This window comes from Saccharopolyspora antiqui (assembly GCF_052246905.1).
Taxonomy (GTDB): Bacteria; Actinomycetota; Actinomycetes; order Mycobacteriales; family Pseudonocardiaceae; genus Saccharopolyspora.
In genome coordinates this window covers 1-16,939 of the sequence record NZ_JBQQBO010000002.1, presented here as the reverse complement: position 1 = coordinate 16,939, position 16,939 = coordinate 1, and the positions used below count along the sequence as shown (strand labels likewise).

Below are 16,939 nucleotides of genomic sequence, written 5' to 3'. Positions count from 1 at the left end.
CTAGGCCTCCTGTTGGGCGGCGAGGACAGCCAGCGGCTGGTCGAGCCCGACCGACTGCCCCTTCCTGGCGTGCACTTCTGCGACGACGCCGTCGATGGGCGCGGTGACGGTGTGCTCCATCTTCATCGCCTCGACGACGAACAACCTTTGTCCACTGTGGACTTCTTGGCCGGGTGCGACGTCGGCGACCAGCACGGTGCCGGGCATCGGGCTGGTCACCACGCCGTCCGATCGGCCGGTGCTGCCGCCCCGGTCGGCGAGCAGCCGGTGCTCGGTGAGCGCCCAGGCGTGGCCGTCGGCGGCGAGCCAGGTGGTGCCATCGACGTGCGCGTAGCGGTAGCGGCGGGTCCGGCCCTGGTGGGTGACGGTCAACGCGTCACCGCGCGCTTCGACCGAGGCCCGGTGGACCGGGGCCGCAACCGGAGCTGCGGCTCCAGTCGCGGTTGCGGTTTCAACCGAAACCGCGGCGTCGTGGGCGCGCCCGCGCAGGCTCACGCGCACCTCACCGCCGGTCCCCGCGAAGCGCCAGGTGCTCCAGGCTGGTTCGCCCAGCCGCCAGCCGTCGGGCACGTCCCACGGGTCGACGACCGAGCCGGTCGGCTCGGCGGCGAGCAGCCGTTGCAGCGCCGCGGCGACGTAGACGTCTTCCGGGGTCGCGCCGCTCTCGGCGATGAGCGAGTCCAGCTCGCGTTCGACGAGCCCGGTGTCCAGGCGCCCCGCCAGCACGTCGTCGTGGCGCAGCAGCGCGCGCAGGAATGCGACGTTGGTGTGCAGGCCCAACACCGCGGTGTCGGCGAGCGCGGCGTCCAGGCGGCGCAGCGCATCGGCTCGGGTCGGGGCCCAGGCGATGACCTTGGCCAGCATCGGGTCGTAGTCCGATCCCACGCGCCCGCCCGCGCGCACCCCGGAGTCCACCCGCACACCGGGGCCGGTGGGCTCGTGCACGGCCAGCACATCGCCGCCGGTCGGCAGGAAGTTGCGGGTCGGGTCCTCGGCGTAGACGCGGGCCTCCACGGCGTGGCCGTCGATCGCCAGGTCCTGCTGCGCCCACCGCAGCGGCTCGCCCGCGGCGACTCGCACCTGCTGTTCGACGAGGTCGACGCCGCGCTGCCCGGCGACCGCGGTGACCAGCTCGGTGACCGGGTGCTCGACCTGCAGCCGGGTGTTCATCTCCATGAAGAAGAACTCGCCCGGGCGGTCCGCGGAGACGATGAACTCGACCGTGCCCGCTCCGGTGTAGCCGACCGAGCGGGCCGCCTCGACCGCGGCGGCCCCGATATCGGCCCTGGTAGTGGCGTCGAGCAGCGGCGATGGTGCCTCTTCGATGATCTTCTGGTGCCGCCGTTGCAGGCTGCACTCGCGTTCACCGAGGTGCACGACGTTGCCGTGCGAATCCGCCAGCACCTGGACCTCGACGTGCCGGGGGTTGGTGACGAACCGCTCGACGAACAGCGCGTCGTCGCCGAAGGCCGCCCGCGCTTCGCGGCGGGCCGACGCGATCTGATCGTCCAGAGTGGACTCGTCGTGGATCAGCCGCATGCCCTTGCCGCCACCACCCGCGGAGGGCTTCAGCAGGACCGGGAAACCGATCTCGACGGCGGCCTCGCGGAGGTCGCCGTCGGTCATGTCCGGCTCGCCGCGGCCGGGCACCACCGGGACCCCGGCCGCGGACACGGTCTGCTTGGCGCGGATCTTGTCGCCCATCGACTCGATCGCGGTGGCGGGCGGACCGATGAACACGATGCCCGCCTGCGCGCACGCCTCGGCGAAGCCCGCGTTCTCGGCGAGGAATCCGTAGCCGGGGTGGATCGCCTGGGCACCGGTGGTGCGCGCGGCGTCCAGGATGCGCTTGCCGTCGAGGTAGCTCTCGGCCGCCGAGCTCGGTCCGATGTGGACGGACGTATCGGCCTCGACGACGTGCCGCGCACCCCGATCGGCGTCGCTGAACACCGCGACGGAGCGGATGCCCAGCCGCCGCAGCGTGCGGATCACGCGCACCGCGATCTCGCCCCGGTTCGCCACCAGGACCGTGTCGAAGTGCCGCATCGTCATCCCTTCACCTCGCAGGCGGTTGTCGACCCTGACCAACATCCGCATCACATCCGGAAGACGCCGTAGGAGACCGGTTCCAAGGGCGCGTTCGCCGCTGCCGAGATGGCCAGGCCGAGGACGGTGCGGGTCTGCCTCGGGTCGATGACCCCGTCGTCCCACAGCCGAGCGGTGGCGTAGTACGGGTGGCCCTGGTGCTCGTACTGGTCGCGGATCGGCTGCTTGAACGCCTCTTCGTCCTCGACCGACCAGTGCTCGCCGCGGGCGTCGAACTGGTCGCGGCGCACCGTCGCCAGCACCGAGGCCGCCTGCTCGCCGCCCATCACCGAGATCCGCGCGTTCGGCCACATCCACAGCAACCGCGGCGAGTACGCCCGGCCGCACATCGAATAGTTGCCCGCCCCGAACGAGCCGCCGATGACGACGGTGAACTTGGGGACTCGGGCGCAGGCCACCGCGGTGACCATCTTCGCGCCGTGCTTGGCGATGCCGCCCGCCTCGTACTCCTTGCCGACCATGAAGCCGGAGATGTTCTGCAGGAACACCAGCGGGATGGACCGCTTGTCGCACAGCTCGATGAAGTGCGCGCCCTTGAGCGCCGACTCGCTGAACAGGATCCCGTTGTTGGCGATGATCCCGACCGGATGCCCGTGGATCCGGGCGAACCCGGTCACCAGGGTCGTGCCGTAGTCGTGCTTGAACTCGGCGAACCGGCTGCCGTCGACGATCCGCGCGATCACTTCGCGCACGTCGTACGGGGTGCGGCTGTCGGTCGGCACCGCGCCGTAGAGCTGGTCGGGGTCGACGGCCGGGGGCTCGACCGGCGCGACCTCCCACGGCCGGGGCGCGCGGGGGCCGAGCGTGCTGACGATGGAGCGGACGATCCGCAGCGCGTCCGCGTCGTCGACGGCCAGGTGGTCGGTGACGCCGGAGGTGCGGGCGTGCAGCTCGCCGCCGCCGAGTTCCTCGGCGCTCACCTCGGCCCCGGTCGCGGCCTTCACCAGCGGCGGACCGCCCAGGAAGATGGTGCCCTGGTCGCGGACGATCACCGCCTCGTCGCTCATCGCCGGGACGTAGGCGCCACCCGCGGTGCACGAGCCGAGCACGGCGGCGATCTGCGGGATGCCGCGGGCGGACATCGTGGCCTGGTTGTAGAAGATCCGCCCGAAGTGCTCGCGGTCCGGGAACACCTCGTCCTGCCTGGGCAGGAACGCGCCGCCGGAGTCGACCAGGTACAGGCACGGCAGGTTGTTGTGCAGCGCGACTTCCTGGGCGCGCAGGTGCTTCTTCACGGTGATCGGGTAGTAGGTGCCGCCCTTGACCGTGGCGTCGTTGGCCACCACCACGCATTCCCGCCCGGCCACCCGGCCGATGCCGGTGATGATGCCCGCCGACGGCGCTTCGTCGTCGTACATGCCGTGCGCGGCGAGCGGGGAGAGCTCCAGGAACGGCGAGCCCCGGTCGAGCAGCGCGTCCACCCGGTCGCGGGGCAGCAGCTTGCCGCGTTCGACGTGCCGGATGCGGGCCTTCTCCGGCCCGCCCAGCCGGGCGCGGCTGAGCTGGGCGTTCAGGTCGTCGACGAGTTTCGCGTGCTGCTCGGTGTTGCGGGCGAACTCCGCCGAGTCCGGGTCCACGGCCGTGCGCAGGGCGGGCGCATCCATGGGGGCACACCTTCCACCGGAGTTAGTCACCGTTAACGTGACCGATGTTAACGATGACTAACGTATTTCGTCTAGTATCGACGTCGATGTCCACCGGAGCAGCGAAGCCGTCCCGCCGCGAGCAGATCCTGGCCGCCGCGGCGGAGAAGTTCGCGCGCTTCGGCTTCCACGGCGTCGGCATCGACGACATCGGCGCCGCGGTGGGCATCTCCGGACCCGCGCTCTACCGGCATTTCCGCAGCAAGGACGCGATGCTCGCGGAGTTGCTCACCGGGATCAGCGACCGGCTGCTGCGTGGCGGCCAGGACCGGGTCGGCGCCGCCTCGGACCCGCATGACGCGCTGGACCGGCTGGTGCGCTGGCACGTCGAGTTCGCGCTGGCCAATCCGGCGTTGATCACCGTGCAGATGCGCGATCTGGACAGCCTCACCGAAGCGGACCGGCACAAGGTCCGCGAGCTGCAGCGCAGTTACGTGGAGGTGTGGGTGGACGTGCTGTGCCGGATCCGGCCGGAGCTGGCCCGCCCGACCGCCCGCGCCACCGCGCACGCGGTGTTCGGCCTGATCAACTCGACGCCCTACAGCGCCCACCTGGACGCCGATGCCATGTCGCGGCTGCTGCACCAGATGACCCTGGGCGCGATCGACCAGGCCACCATCCCCACCTGACAGCACCCTTCCACAATGCGAAGCCCCGCTTTCGCCACGTTCGGGGGAGCAGTGATGGGCACCTTTCGCCAAGTTACTGGGTGAAAGGTGCCCTTCACCTCGCCCTGATCGGTTTCGCCGGGCGGCCGATTGCGGGTCTTGGGTGCCGGGTCAAGACTGGACGGAGCTACGGCCAGCAAGGATGCTCCCGCGACCGCAGGAGGTGGCGATGGCCACCGTCAAGGTTGAGCCGACGCAGGTTCCGACTCGGGCCCGCACCACGAGGCAGCCGCCCAAGGGGAAGCGCCTGATGCCGTGGCTGCACACCACGGATCCCAAGGACATCGGCATCCTCTACCTGATCGCCTCGTTCGGGTTCTTCATCACCGGCGGCGCGATGGCGCTGCTGATCCGCGGCGAGCTGGCGCTGCCGGGCCTGCAGTTCCTCTCCCAGGAGCAGTACAACCAGCTGTTCACCATGCACGGCACGATCATGCTCCTGCTGTTCGCCACGCCGATCGTGTTCGGCTTCGCCAACGTGGTGCTGCCGCTGCAGATCGGCGCTCCGGACGTGGCGTTCCCCCGGCTGAACGCGCTGTCCTTCTGGCTGTTCCTCTTCGGCGGGCTGATCGTGCTCAGCGGATTCCTGCTGCCCAGTGGCGCGGCCGACTTCGGCTGGACCGCCTACGCGCCGCTGTCCCGCACGCTCTTCAGCCAGGGTCCCGGCGGCGACCTGTGGGCGGCCGGGCTGATCGTCAGCGGGCTGGGCACGATCCTGGGCGCGGTCAACATGATCACCACCCTGGTCTGCCTGCGCTGCCCGGGCATGACGATGTGGCGGATGCCGATCTTCTGCTGGAACATCCTGGTCACCAGCCTGCTGATCCTGGTGGCGTTCCCGATCCTGACCGCCGCGCTGTTCGGGCTGCTGATCGACCGGCACCTGGGCGGGCACGCGTTCGACCCGGCCAACGGCGGGCTGATCCTCTACCAGCACCTGTTCTGGTTCTTCGGCCACCCGGAGGTCTACATCGTGGCGCTGCCGTTCTTCGGCATCGTCACCGAGATCTTCCCGGTGTTCAGCCGCAAACCGCTGTTCGGCTACACCGGGCTGGTGTTCGCCACGCTGATGATCGGCGGGCTCAGCGTCCTGGTGTGGGCGCACCACATGTTCGCCACCGGTGCGGTGCTGCTGCCGTTCTTCTCCTTCGCCACGTTCCTGATCGCGATACCGACCGGGATCAAGTTCTTCAACTGGATCGGCACCATGTGGCGCGGTCAGCTGACGTTCGAGGCGCCGATGCTGTTCTCGGTGGGGTTCCTGGTGACGTTCCTGCTGGGCGGGTTGACCGGCATCCTGCTCGCGGCGCCGCCGCTGGACTTCCACGTCACCGACACCTACTTCGTGGTGGCGCACTTCCACTACGTGCTGTTCGGCACCATCGTGTTCGCGGTGTTCGCCGGGGTGTACTTCTGGTTCCCGAAGATGACCGGCCGGATGATGGACGACCGGCTGGGCAGGCTGCACTTCTGGCTGACCTTCGTCGGCTTCCACCTGACGTTCCTGGTGCAGCACTGGGTTGGCGGCGAAGGGATGCCGCGCCGCTACGCCGACTACCTGGCCTCGGACGGCTTCACCGCGCTGAACATCGTGTCCACCATCGGCGCGTTCATCCTGGGCGCTTCGATGCTGCCGTTCCTGTACAACGTCTTCACCAGTTACCGCTTCGGCACCCTGGTCACCGTGGACGATCCGTGGGGGCACGGGAACTCGCTGGAGTGGGCCACGTCCTGCCCGCCGCCGCGGCACAACTTCACCGCGCTGCCGCGCATCCGGTCGAGCCGTCCGGCGTTCGAGCTGCACTACCCGCACATGGTCGAGCGGCTGGACATCGAGGCGCACGCGAGCCTGCGCCGCAACACCCGGCCGTACAGCGAGTCGTGATCGACGGCGTGGGCGTGAATCATTCAGGGCAGCAACGATTCGCGGTTGGTATGGTGCGCCCGTGGCAGCGGAGACCCCCGAGACCGGCGTCGCGTTCCTGCTCACCCAGCTGGGCAAGCACGCGGCGATGCGGTTCGGTGCCCGCGTCGGTGCGCTCGACCTGACGCCGCCGCAGGTGGGGATGCTGCGCATGATCGCCGCGCAGCCCGGACTGAGCCAGCAGGCGCTGGCGGGTCGCCTCGGGATGCTGCCCAGCAAGATCGTCTCGTTCGTCGACGGCTTGGAGGGGCGCGGCCTGGTCACCCGCACCCGCAGCGGCCGGGACCGCCGGGTCTACGAACTGAACCTCACCGACGAGGGCAGCGAACTGCTGGGCAAGATCCATTCGATGGTCGTCGAACACGAAGCGGACTTCTGCCAGGCCCTGGGCTCCGACGAGCGCGCCCAACTGCTGGGCCTGCTGCGCCGCCTCGCCGCCAGCCACGAACTCCCGCCGGGTATCCACCCCACCCGCTGACGATCGACCGTCGGCGCTGGTCAGCCTGCCGGGACGGGTTCGGAGCGGGCGAGAACCCGACCACCGGCGTCGAGTGCTTCAACGGCCGCGAAGGCTTCGGCAGCCGGTAGTTGGACGGCGGTTTCGAAGCCGGATCTCGGGACGTCGGTGATCGGGCGGAGCTGGTCCGGCGCCGCGCCCGCCAGGATGCGCCAGCCGCGAACCTCGGTCGCGCCGTTCCAGCTCGCGTACACCGTCCCCGCGTTCAGCGCCGCCACCGGCAGGTCGGTGGGCGCACCGGTCCAGGGCAGCCGGAACGCCCGGTAGGACGGCATGCCGTCACCGAACGAGCCGTGCAGCAGCACCGCTCCGCGCTGGTCGAACTCGGTGAACTGCGGCTGCGCTCCCCAGCCGACGAAGCTGTGGCCGCCCGGCAACACCCGGTGGCTGCCCTGGCTGACGCTGGTGGTGCCGCCGGGGTGGCTGGCCGCCCGCACCAGTGCGACGGTGCGGGCCTGCTGGTCGACGCTGAGCACCAGCGCCCGCGACGCCGGGCCGGGCTCGCTGGCCGCGTTGTCGAACAGGCTCATCGTCCCGTCGGGCAGCCAGCGCGCATCGTGCTGGCGAGCGAACACCGCTTCGGGGGCGACCGCGAAATCGCCGCGGTTGCCGCCCAGCCGCCACTGCACCGCGCCGGTCGCGCGGTCCAGCTGGTACAGCGCGTCGGTGTGCCGGGCCGAGATCAGCAGGTTGCCCGCCGCGTCTTCGGTGACCGCGTTGAGGTGGATGTAGTCGTAGGGCGCGGCGGGATCCTCGGGCGGCGCCACCGTGGATTCCGCCAGCTCGATGTGGTCGAGGCTGTGCCACTCGAAAAGCACCGCGCCGGTGGCGATGTCGATCTCCTGGACCACGCCTTCCACGACCGGCCGGTCCAGCTGCACCGTGCGGTAGGCGATGAGCAGCGCGGTGTCCCGCGGCGTGATGACCATCTCGTGCAGGTCGGCGCGCAGGCCGTTGCCCGCCGCGACCTTCGCCACCTGGCGGTAGGACTGGTCGTAGATGACGTACTCGCCCTGCCCGTAACCCGGTTGCGGGGCGCCTTGCCACCAGGTGAGCACCGGTTTCCCCTGGTAGGTCTGGGCTTTGAAGTCCATTGTGAACAGTCCGGCGCCGTCACTGACCGGCTGGAACCAGACCGGCTGGCCGGTGTCGTCGATGATCATCGGGCCGCTCTGGGTGGCGGTGCCGTGCGGTGCCAGGAAGATGTAGCCGGGTTCGGTCCCGTTCGCTGGAGTTTCGATGCGCACGACCGGCGGGCTGAGGTCCGGCCTGGTGATGAAGTGGTGCGGTTGCGGCGGCGCGGCCAGCCCCGGTGGCGCGGCCACCAGCAGTGCCAGCACCGCCAGCACGACCGCGAGGCCGTTCGAGCGCACCTGTCGCATCGGACCCTCCATCCACCCGTGGGTAGGTCGAGTCCGAGAGCTATCACTGATCAACTGATCGCCGGTAGTCAGTTGCGGAAAGTTTCCACCGTTGCCGTTTGCCAGAGTGCCCAACGAAACCGCCCGGCGGATGTGCGCAATGCACCCTGTATGTCCACTGTGGATTTGATGTTTCCCTTGCCCGCTGGGCCGAACGGGCGTTCTCCGACGTGGCGCGCTTCATAATCGTTTCAGGAACAGTGCCGCGCGAGCTACTGTTGAAGGCGTCTGGGGAGCGCCACTGACAGCCGCCTTCCTGCAATCGCTTCCTCGAACACTGAAATGCGACGGGCACCGCTGCGCGCCCAGTCTGCGAGGACGCGAGAACCGAAACAGACCAATCGTTCGTTTCAGGGGAGACTTCCTTGCCCATTGCCCTGTTGGCCCTGGCCATCGCCGCATTCGGGATTGGAACGACCGAGTTCGTGATGATGGGCCTGCTGCCCGATGTCGCCACCGACCTGCAGGTGTCCATCCCGGACGCGGGCGGCTACATCTCGCTTTACGCCCTGGGCGTGGTGATCGGCGCACCGCTGTTGACCATGTTGGGGATGCGGACTCGGCGCAAGGCGATGCTGCTGGGCATGCTGGTGCTGTTCACCGTCGGCAACCTGTGCTCGGCGTTCGCCCCCACCCACGAACTGCTGCTCACCGCCCGGTTCGTCGCCGGACTGCCGCACGGCGTGTTCTTCGGCATCGGCGCGGTGGTCGCCGCGAGCCTGGTCGCTGCCGACAAGCGGGCGCAGGCCATCTCGATGATGTTCATCGGGTTGACCATCGCCAACATCGTCGGCGTGCCGGTCGGCACCATGCTCGGCCAGGCGCTCGGCTGGCGCTGGGCCTTCGGCCTGGTCGCGGTGATCGGCGTGATCGCGCTCGCCGCGGTCGCGGCGCTGGTGCCCAATCAGCCCAAGCCCGCCGACGTCAGCGTGCGCGGCGAGCTGCGCGCCTTCCGCCGCCCGCAGGTGTGGCTGGCCTTCGCCATCGTGGTGTTCGGCTTCGCCGCGACCTTCTCCTTCTACAGCTACATCAAACCGGTGCTGACCGACGTCACCGGCTACACCCCGACCGCGGTCACCGCGCTGCTGGCGCTGTTCGGCGTCGGGATGACCGTTGGCACCGCGGTCGGTGGGCGGCTGGCCGACCGGGCCCCGATGAAGACCCTGTACATCTTCCTCGCCGCCCTGGCGGGCAGCCTGCTGCTGTTCGTGGCGACCTCGCACAGCATGGTGCTGGCGCCGATCACGGTGTTCCTGATCGGGGCCACCGGGTTCGCCGCCATCCCGAGCATCCAGGCGCGGATCCTCGACCAGGCCAAGGAAGCCCCGGCGCTGGGTTCGGCGAGCATCCAGTCGACCTTCAACATCGCCAACTCGCTGGGCGCCTACCTCGGCGGCGTGGTGCTCGCGGCCGGGTTCGGGCTGACCGCGCCGAGCTGGGTCGGCGCGCTGCTTGCGCTGGTCGGCCTGGGCTTCGCGCTGGTCTCCGGCTGGCTGGACCGGCGACCGCAGCGCGACGAGATCGTCGTCTCGCACCGCGCGACACAGCCCACCGAGGCGGCCGACATCAGCTAGCCGAGGTGGGCCGCACCGAATACGGTGGCGGTAGCGCAAGCGGCGGGCCAGCCCGCCGCGATCGGCCCGCGGCACGGCGCCCGCGGGCATCCAGATCCGACATCGGCGGAGGAAAACACCCACATGACACTGGTTCCGAACATCACGCTGAACACCGGCGCACCGATGCCGCAGCTGGGTTACGGCGTCTTCCTGGTCCCCAACGAAGAAGTCGTCGAGCCGGTGAGCGCGGCGCTGCGGGCCGGGTACCGCAGCATCGACACCGCCGCGGTCTACGGCAACGAGGAGGGCGTGGGCAAGGCCATCGCCGAGTCCGGCATCAAGCGTGCGGAACTGTTCATCACCACCAAGCTCGGGAACGACAACCAGGGCTACGACAGCACGCTGAAGGCGTTCGACGAGAGCCTCGGCAAGCTCGGGCTGGACTACGTCGACCTGTACCTGATCCACTGGCCGATCCCGGCCAAGGACCGCTACGTGGAGACCTGGCGGGCATTCCAGGAGTTGCACGCCGACGGCCGCGCCAAGGCCATCGGGGTGTCCAACTTCCAGATCCCGCACCTTCGCCGGTTGTTCGAGGAGACCGACGTGGTGCCCGCGGTCAACCAGATCGAACTGCACCCGAACCTGCCCCAGCCGCAGCTGCGCGCCTTCCACGCCGAGCACGGCATCGCGACCGAGGCGTGGAGCCCGTTGGGCCGCAACAAGGGGCTGTTGAACGACGCCGCGCTGTCCGCGCTGGCCGAGAAGTACGGCAAGACGGCGGCGCAGATCGTGCTGCGCTGGCACATCCAACTCGGCAACGTGACGATCCCGAAGTCGGCGACGCCGTCGCGGATCAAGGAGAACATCGAGGTCTTCGACTTCGAGCTGGCCGAAGACGATGTGGCGGCGATCACCGCGCTGGAGACCGGCCAGCGCATCGGTCCCGACCCGGACGTCTTCGGCGCCTGAGCCCAGCCGCATAGGCCCGCCCGCTGCCCCCGCCACACCCCAGGGGGCTTGCGGGCGGGCCTCGTCGTGCTCGTGGGTGGAAATCCCCGGTTCTCACCGGAACAACGAGCGGGTCACGCGACCTGGACGCGAGGGGGTCGGGCGAAGCCACGGAGGACGTTGCTGCCGGAGCGCAGGGTCGCCACCTGGCTGCGGGTCGCCAGCCACTTCGGGAACATCGCCAGGCGCTGCAACGGTGTGCTGCGCTGCGCCGAGGTCAGCGCCGCGGTGCGCGAGACCTTCAGGGCGCGCGGCCGTCGTTCCTGCTCGTAGGCCCGCAGCAGCACCTCCGGACTTCCGTCCACATCGGACAGATATTGGGTGAGCAGCCAGGCGTCCTCCAACGTCTGGTTGGCGGCCTGCGCCACCGCGGGCGGCATCGCGTGCACCGCATCGCCAAGCAGCGTGCTGCGCGGACCGCCCCACACCACCGGCACCTTGTGCCGGATGTGCGGGAAGAACCCGAGATCGTCGTCGGTGACCGAGGCCAACAGGTGCTCGACCGGATCCGGCCAACCCCGGAAGACGCGCCGCAGCTCGGCGACCGACTGCACCGGATCGCCGTCCTTCCACGGCATGTCGAACCACCAGTGCAGCAGGCCGTCACCGGTCGGGATCAGCCCGCAGTGCGCGTAGCGACCGGCGATGTTGAGCGTCTGATGACCCTGCGCGATCGGGAGATCACTGGTGGTCAACCCCTGCCAGCTCGCCCAGCCGGTGGGTTTCGCGGGGGCGCCGCCGAGCACCTCGCGGCGCACCACCGACCGCTGCCCGTCGGCGCCGATCAGCACGTCTCCGGTGGCCGAGGTGCCGTCGGCGAACTCGACGACCACGTGGTCCGGGTGTTCGGTCACCCCGGTGCAGCAGCGGCCGAATTGCAGCACACCCGGCGGCAGCGCGGCGGCCATCTGCGCGATCAGCGTGCGGCGGGGGATCTGCACGGTCGGTGAACCCAGGCGCTCGGTGACCTCGTCGAGATCGGCTTCCCAGAGCAGTCGTCCGGTCTCGGTCATCGACCGGAGGCTGTGCAGCGGTCGGCCGATCTGCTCGATGTCGATCCCCAACTCACGCAGCGCGGCGGTGCCGTTGCTCCACACCGTGATCCCGGCGCCGGAGGTGCGCAGGGCGTCGGCGTGCTCGAAAACCCGCACGTCATGGCCCTTGTCCAGCAATCCGTTGGCGATGGCGAGTCCCCCGACTCCGGCCCCGATCACGAGAACCCGCATCGTCTCCATCCGTCATCCCCGACGCCAGTTTTCCCCGGCAATTTTATCTGCTCGACCGGATGTACCGAATTGTCCTTGGTCACACGCGGTGAACGAGCCGACGAATGGCCGCACCGATAGTTGAAATCAAGACTAGGCATGCTCACATTCGCAAACTATGTTGCGAGCATGACCCCACGTGTTGCACCACCGTTTCGCGCCGACCACGTCGGCAGTCTGCTGCGCCCGCAACGTCTGCTCGACGCCCGTGATGAACACGCCACGGGCCGCATCGACGACGTCGAGCTGCGCAAGATAGAGGACGAGGCCATCTCCGAAGTCGTGGCCATGCAGGAAGAAGTCGGCCTCAGCAGTGCCACCGACGGCGAATTCCGCCGCAGTTCCTGGCACATGGACTTCCTCTACCAGCTCGACGGGGTCGACAAGGTCGAGGACGCCAACCTCAAAGTTCAGTTCCACAACACCGACGGCGACATCGAGTTCGTCACCCCGGACCTCCGGGTGCACGGCCGGATCGGGCTGAGCAAGACGATCTTCGCCGACGCGTTCACCGCCCTCTCCGAACGCGTCAAGACCGCGACGCCGAAGCTGACCATCCCGTCGCCGGGCATGCTGCACTACCGAGGCGGCCGGGCCGCCATCGACGAGACCGTCTACCCCGACCTGGCCGAGTTCCGCGCCGACCTGGCCGCGGCGTACCGCGCCGAGGTCCGCGCGCTGGCCGATCTCGGCTGCCACTACCTGCAGCTGGACGACACGAGCCTGGCCTACCTCAACGACCCGAAGCAGCGCGCGCAACTGACCGCGCGCGGCGACGACGCCGAGAACGCCCACCTGCAGACCATCGAGCTGATCAACGACTCGCTGCGGGGACGACCGGACACGATGTCGGTCACCACCCACATGTGCCGGGGCAACTTCCGCTCCTCGTGGGTCGCCGAGGGCGGCTACGACTTCGTCGCCGAGGCGCTGTTCAACGAGCTCGACGTGAACGGCTTCTTCCTGGAGTTCGACGACGAGCGCTCCGGCACCTTCGCCCCGCTGCGGTTCGTGCCGAAGGGCAAGGTCGTGGTGCTCGGCCTGGTCACCACCAAGCGCGGTGAGCTGGAGTCGAAGGACGACCTCAAGCGCCGGATCGAGGAAGCCAGCAAGTACGTCGACCTCGACCAGCTCTGCCTGTCGCCGCAGTGCGGATTCGCCTCCACCAAGGACGGCAACGCGCTGACCTTCGAACAGGAAGTGGCGAAGTTACGGCTGGTCGTGGAGACCGCCGCCGAGGTGTGGGGCTGACGCCCCGGGTCTTGGTGGTCGCGTGGTCGTGAGTGGTCTTGCTGGTGAGAACCAGGATTTCACTCACGACCACGCCTTCTCAGCCGTGCACCGTCGGTGCGCTGTCCCCGACCGGAACCGCGCACTGAGCCCGAACGGCTCAGGCAGCTTCCAGGAACCGCCCGGCCACCAGGCCGGGTTCCTCGGCTCCGTCGAACCGCACCCACAGAACGGGACCGTCGAAGACTTCAGGGAGTCCGGTGGCAGCCTCCACCACCGTGCCGACCTGATCACGGAACCGGCCGAACGTGGCGCGGACCCGCACGCCTGGTTCAAACGGGCTCGATGATTGCTCCATGAGGGGGGACGTTACGTGGCCACGCGCCACAACGGAAATCGCCGCCCCGCCGTGCTCGGATCGTTGCACCGACCTGCGCCACCGCCGAAATGGGAGGATCGCGGACAGCGACGCCGCGTGAACGTGATCGGCGTCACCTGTCGAGGGGAACCGATGCGCACGATCAAGCAGCCGGGCGAGCACGAGCTGGAGGTGAAGAAGTCCCGCTTCCGCTGCGCGCTCGCTCGCGTCACCAGCGAGGCGGAGGCACGGGAGTTCATCCAGCAACGCCGCAGGCTGCACCACGACGCGAGGCACCACTGCTCGGCGTTCGTCCTCGGCGATTCCGGCGAGATCCAGAAGTCCAGCGACGACGGCGAGCCGGCGGGCACCGCGGGCGTGCCGATGCTGGAGGTGCTGCGTCGCAACGAGATCACCAACACCGTGGCCGTGGTGACCAGGTATTTCGGCGGGGTGCTGCTCGGCGCGGGCGGCTTGGTGCGCGCCTATGGCGGCGCGGTGTCGGCGGCCTTGGAGCAGGTCGGGCTGGTCGAGCGGCGCCCGGTCCGGACCATGACGACCACAGTGGACTACCTGTTGGCCGGGAAGCTGGAGAACGACCTGCGCTCGGCCGGTTACCAGGTGGTCGATACCTCTTACCAGGACCTGGTCCGGTTGCGCGTCAACGTCCCGGAATCCGGGGTGGACGACTTCCGGGCCTGGCTGGCGGAAGCCACCGGCGGTGTCGCGGCGGCCGAGGTCGGCGACCGCACGCACGCCGAGATCGACACCTGATCCCGCGCCCCGCTTGACCGACAGGGGTGAATTTTTCGAGGTGAAGGGCACCTTTGACCGGCTTACTCGGTCAAAGGTGCCCTTCACTCACCACCCATCCGGGTGCTCAGGAGCCGAAGCGATCCGACTTCACGGCGCCGACGAACCGCACCCACGCCGCGCGCGACAGCGCCAACGTGCCGCCGTCGCGATCCTTCGTGTCCCGAACGCCGATCAGACCCCGGCCCGAGCCGACCTCGACGCATGCACTCTGGTTCCCGCTCCGGCTGCTCTTACGCCAGTGAGTGAACTGCGGTGTCATCCCGCTTCGCCTTCCATCCGTTCCGCGTGCTCAGCGATCACCTGTGCGGATTCGACCTCGCCCAAAGCAACTTGAGCCAGCCTATCCACCGCACGACGGAACGGATCTACATCTGCCGGAACTGAAACCATGAGACCGGCGTTCGGCGCCTCCACGTAGACATTCGGGGTGCCTCGGACGAACTCGATGATCGAGAACACACCGTCCAACCCCATGTGCGCACCGAGGCTCAACGGGAGCACACGTACAACGATATTGGCCTGTTCAACCGCTTTCAGCACGTACCGCAGCTGATCGGCGGCGACAGCCGGACCCCCGACCGGCCGCATGAGCACGGTTTCGTCAAGGAATGAAAGCAACTCTGCAGGATTCGGCTTGTCCAGTACGCCTTGACGACTTTGCCGCACCGCCACGGCTTCTTCTATCTCTCGCTCGGTTTGCTCGCCCACTTCAAAGATCGCGCGCGAGTAGCTGCGGGTTTGCAGCAAGCCGGGTAGATAGCTCGTTGACACGTAGGTAATCCGCTTTGCCCGCTGCTCGGCATCGATCAGCGCGCGCATCTGCGCTGGCAGTCCGCTGTGCAGTTCCCACCATGCGGGTTGATCCAGCTCCCGAGCCATTTTGAGCAGGTGATCTCGATCCTTGCCGCGCACCCCGAGCACGGCGAGGAGGGCTGAGACATCGGCTTCGGTAATGCCAGTCTTCGCAGTCTCGACTCGGCTGACCTTGGCGATGCTCCATCCGATCTGATCGGCGATCTGTCCTTGGGACAGCCGCCGCGACTTGCGAGCGGCGCGGAGTTCCGCAGCCAGAGCTCGCGCTCGTGGGGAGTTCGCCATGCGATCAGCCTAAAGCGAAGTGACCACTTCAGACGATCACACGAACGAGATCTTGCAAATTTGCATGTGGCGAGCAAAATTACTTGACATCTGAAAGACGCAAATCAGCACGCAGACCGTCTGGCGGGGGTGCTCATGAGCACAAGGGCTTGGTGGGTGGAGTTTGATGCTGCTTCGTTGGCTGCTCGGCGGGAAGGGGTCGTGTACTGGGTCGTCCCGCCCGGTGGGAAGGTTCGGCACGGCATCACCGACAAGCCCGGCAAGTGGCCCGCTGGCACGGAAGTCGCCGCGCTGTGCGGGAACGACGTGAAGATCCCGCAGCCCACGCCGTATCCCGCGACCCCGCGCAGCGCCAGCATCACGACCCAGTGTCCTGACTGCGTCACGGAATATCGACGTCGCGACTCCCCATCCACGGTCTGGGATTTCTGAGCTCCCAGCGCCGAATCCCCGAAGCCGACCTCGCCGCCCGTCAATCCCCCGGCACGGCGCGGCGAGGTCTCCCGGCAGGGGCGGAACGCCCCCTCCCGAACTCCGCCCCTGCCGGGCCCCCAACGGTCGTGAGTGCGAAACTGCACCACCCGGTTTTCGCCCACACGACCTGGTTCGGAGTTCTTCGAGGGCGCAGTGGGCAGCGGTGTCGGGTTCGGCGGTGTCGTGCTGCTCGGATCGTCGGTGGTGGTGCCGAACGCACCGGGCCTGGCCGAACTCCGCGACCGCGTCGCGGCGATGCCGGACTCCGCCGTGCTGCGACCTTCCTGGTTCATGCAGAACTTCACCGGCCAGCATCCGGTGGCCGAGGGCATCCGGGAACGCGGCGAGATCGTTACCGCCACCGGGTCGGGGCGGCTCGGCTGGATCGACGCGGCCGACATCGCCGCCGTCGCCGCGCACCTGCTCACCTCGGACGGCGCGACCGGCGAACACGTGCTGACCGGCCCGGAAGCGCTGAGCTACGGCGAAGCGGCGGTCATCGTCGAGGAGGTCACCGGGCGACCGGTCCGGCACCGCGACGTCACCGTGGCGGAGCTTGCCGAGCGGCTGTCCACAGTGCTACCCGCCGATTTCGCCGCCGCATTGGCGGCAGCGGACGAGAACATCCGGGCGGGTGCCGAGGATCGCACCACCTCGACCGTCCAGGACCTCACCGGGCGTCCGCCCCGGATGTTCCGCGACTTCGTCCGTACCGAGCTGCACTAGGCGGATTCCGCGGAGCGGCTGTTCGGCGATTTCGCGCGAAAGCGTCGCTTCCCATGGGGAGCGGTTGGCGATTTCGCGCGAAATCTCCAACTCCACCCCACGGGCCCCCCCCCCACCGCGGCTCCC

At 68.8% G+C, this 16,939-nt stretch carries 16 protein-coding genes; 9 read left to right on the top strand and 7 right to left on the bottom strand.

Translation table 11 applies throughout. The features are described from left to right. On the bottom strand, positions 1-2,052 hold the full coding sequence (locus ACTWQN_RS04460) for an acetyl/propionyl/methylcrotonyl-CoA carboxylase subunit alpha (RefSeq protein ID WP_443202040.1): 2,052 nt from the start codon (positions 2,050-2,052) through the stop codon (positions 1-3). Positions 2,053-2,096: 44 nt separating this feature from the next. After that, positions 2,097-3,710: a carboxyl transferase domain-containing protein gene (locus tag ACTWQN_RS04455; RefSeq protein WP_443202039.1), complete on the bottom strand. Its 1,614-nt coding sequence runs from the start codon at positions 3,708-3,710 to the stop codon at positions 2,097-2,099. A gap of 86 nt (positions 3,711-3,796) precedes the next feature. Between ACTWQN_RS04455 and ACTWQN_RS04450 the strand changes: the two genes are divergently transcribed. From ACTWQN_RS04450 to ACTWQN_RS04440, 3 genes are all read left to right on the top strand, one after another. Then, positions 3,797-4,378 (top strand): SACE_7040 family transcriptional regulator, encoded by a 582-nt coding sequence (locus tag ACTWQN_RS04450; RefSeq protein WP_443202038.1) that lies wholly within the window; start codon positions 3,797-3,799, stop codon positions 4,376-4,378. A 208-nt stretch (positions 4,379-4,586) separates the two neighbouring features. Continuing rightward, positions 4,587-6,302: an aa3-type cytochrome oxidase subunit I gene (gene ctaD / locus ACTWQN_RS04445; protein WP_443202037.1), complete on the top strand. Its 1,716-nt coding sequence runs from the start codon at positions 4,587-4,589 to the stop codon at positions 6,300-6,302. Positions 6,303-6,363: 61 nt separating this feature from the next. Further along, positions 6,364-6,819, top strand: coding sequence for a MarR family winged helix-turn-helix transcriptional regulator (locus ACTWQN_RS04440; RefSeq protein WP_443202036.1), 456 nt, complete (start codon positions 6,364-6,366; stop codon positions 6,817-6,819). A 20-nt stretch (positions 6,820-6,839) separates the two neighbouring features. On the opposite strand, the gene ACTWQN_RS04435 is transcribed toward ACTWQN_RS04440, so the two are convergent. After that, positions 6,840-8,240, bottom strand: coding sequence for an arylsulfotransferase family protein (locus ACTWQN_RS04435; RefSeq protein ID WP_443202035.1), 1,401 nt, complete (start codon positions 8,238-8,240; stop codon positions 6,840-6,842). A 404-nt stretch (positions 8,241-8,644) separates the two neighbouring features. On the opposite strand from ACTWQN_RS04435, the gene ACTWQN_RS04430 reads away from it, so the two are divergent. Beyond that, positions 8,645-9,853, top strand: coding sequence for an MFS transporter (locus tag ACTWQN_RS04430; protein WP_443202034.1), 1,209 nt, complete (start codon positions 8,645-8,647; stop codon positions 9,851-9,853). Positions 9,854-9,976: 123 nt separating this feature from the next. Beyond that, a complete protein-coding gene (locus ACTWQN_RS04425) occupies positions 9,977-10,807 on the top strand; it encodes an aldo/keto reductase (protein ID WP_443202033.1) in 831 nt (276 codons plus the stop codon). 113 nt (positions 10,808-10,920) lie between these two features. Here the strand turns inward: ACTWQN_RS04425 and ACTWQN_RS04420 are convergent, their stop codons facing one another. Next, positions 10,921-12,072: an FAD-dependent monooxygenase gene (locus ACTWQN_RS04420; RefSeq protein WP_443202032.1), complete on the bottom strand. Its 1,152-nt coding sequence runs from the start codon at positions 12,070-12,072 to the stop codon at positions 10,921-10,923. 168 nt (positions 12,073-12,240) lie between these two features. Here ACTWQN_RS04420 and ACTWQN_RS04415 point away from each other — a divergent pair, with 168 nt between their 5' ends. Further along, positions 12,241-13,362, top strand: coding sequence for a 5-methyltetrahydropteroyltriglutamate--homocysteine S-methyltransferase (locus ACTWQN_RS04415; RefSeq protein WP_443202031.1), 1,122 nt, complete (start codon positions 12,241-12,243; stop codon positions 13,360-13,362). Between the two features lie 139 nt (positions 13,363-13,501). On the opposite strand, the gene ACTWQN_RS04410 is transcribed toward ACTWQN_RS04415, so the two are convergent. Beyond that, positions 13,502-13,699 (bottom strand): hypothetical protein, encoded by a 198-nt coding sequence (locus ACTWQN_RS04410; protein WP_242188568.1) that lies wholly within the window; start codon positions 13,697-13,699, stop codon positions 13,502-13,504. Between the two features lie 153 nt (positions 13,700-13,852). Between ACTWQN_RS04410 and ACTWQN_RS04405 the strand changes: the two genes are divergently transcribed. Next, positions 13,853-14,473, top strand: coding sequence for a YigZ family protein (locus tag ACTWQN_RS04405; protein WP_443202030.1), 621 nt, complete (start codon positions 13,853-13,855; stop codon positions 14,471-14,473). A gap of 106 nt (positions 14,474-14,579) precedes the next feature. Here ACTWQN_RS04405 and ACTWQN_RS04400 read toward each other — a convergent pair whose 3' ends face one another. Both ACTWQN_RS04400 and ACTWQN_RS04395 read right to left on the bottom strand, forming a co-directional pair. Then, the gene (locus tag ACTWQN_RS04400; protein WP_443202029.1) at positions 14,580-14,774 is read right to left on the bottom strand and encodes a DUF397 domain-containing protein; all 195 of its coding nucleotides are present in this window, start codon (positions 14,772-14,774) and stop codon (positions 14,580-14,582) included. Further along, positions 14,771-15,613, bottom strand: a complete 843-nt coding sequence (locus ACTWQN_RS04395; protein ID WP_443202028.1) for a helix-turn-helix domain-containing protein — start codon at positions 15,611-15,613, stop codon at positions 14,771-14,773. Before ACTWQN_RS04395 ends, ACTWQN_RS04400 begins: the two co-directional genes overlap by 4 nt. A 177-nt stretch (positions 15,614-15,790) precedes the next feature. Here ACTWQN_RS04395 and ACTWQN_RS04390 point away from each other — a divergent pair, with 177 nt between their 5' ends. Continuing rightward, positions 15,791-16,045, top strand: coding sequence for an HC3 family zinc finger protein (locus ACTWQN_RS04390; RefSeq protein WP_443202027.1), 255 nt, complete (start codon positions 15,791-15,793; stop codon positions 16,043-16,045). Between the two features lie 195 nt (positions 16,046-16,240). After that, positions 16,241-16,813 (top strand): Rossmann-fold NAD(P)-binding domain-containing protein, encoded by a 573-nt coding sequence (locus tag ACTWQN_RS04385; RefSeq protein ID WP_443202026.1) that lies wholly within the window; start codon positions 16,241-16,243, stop codon positions 16,811-16,813. Positions 16,814-16,939 lie beyond the last annotated feature (126 nt).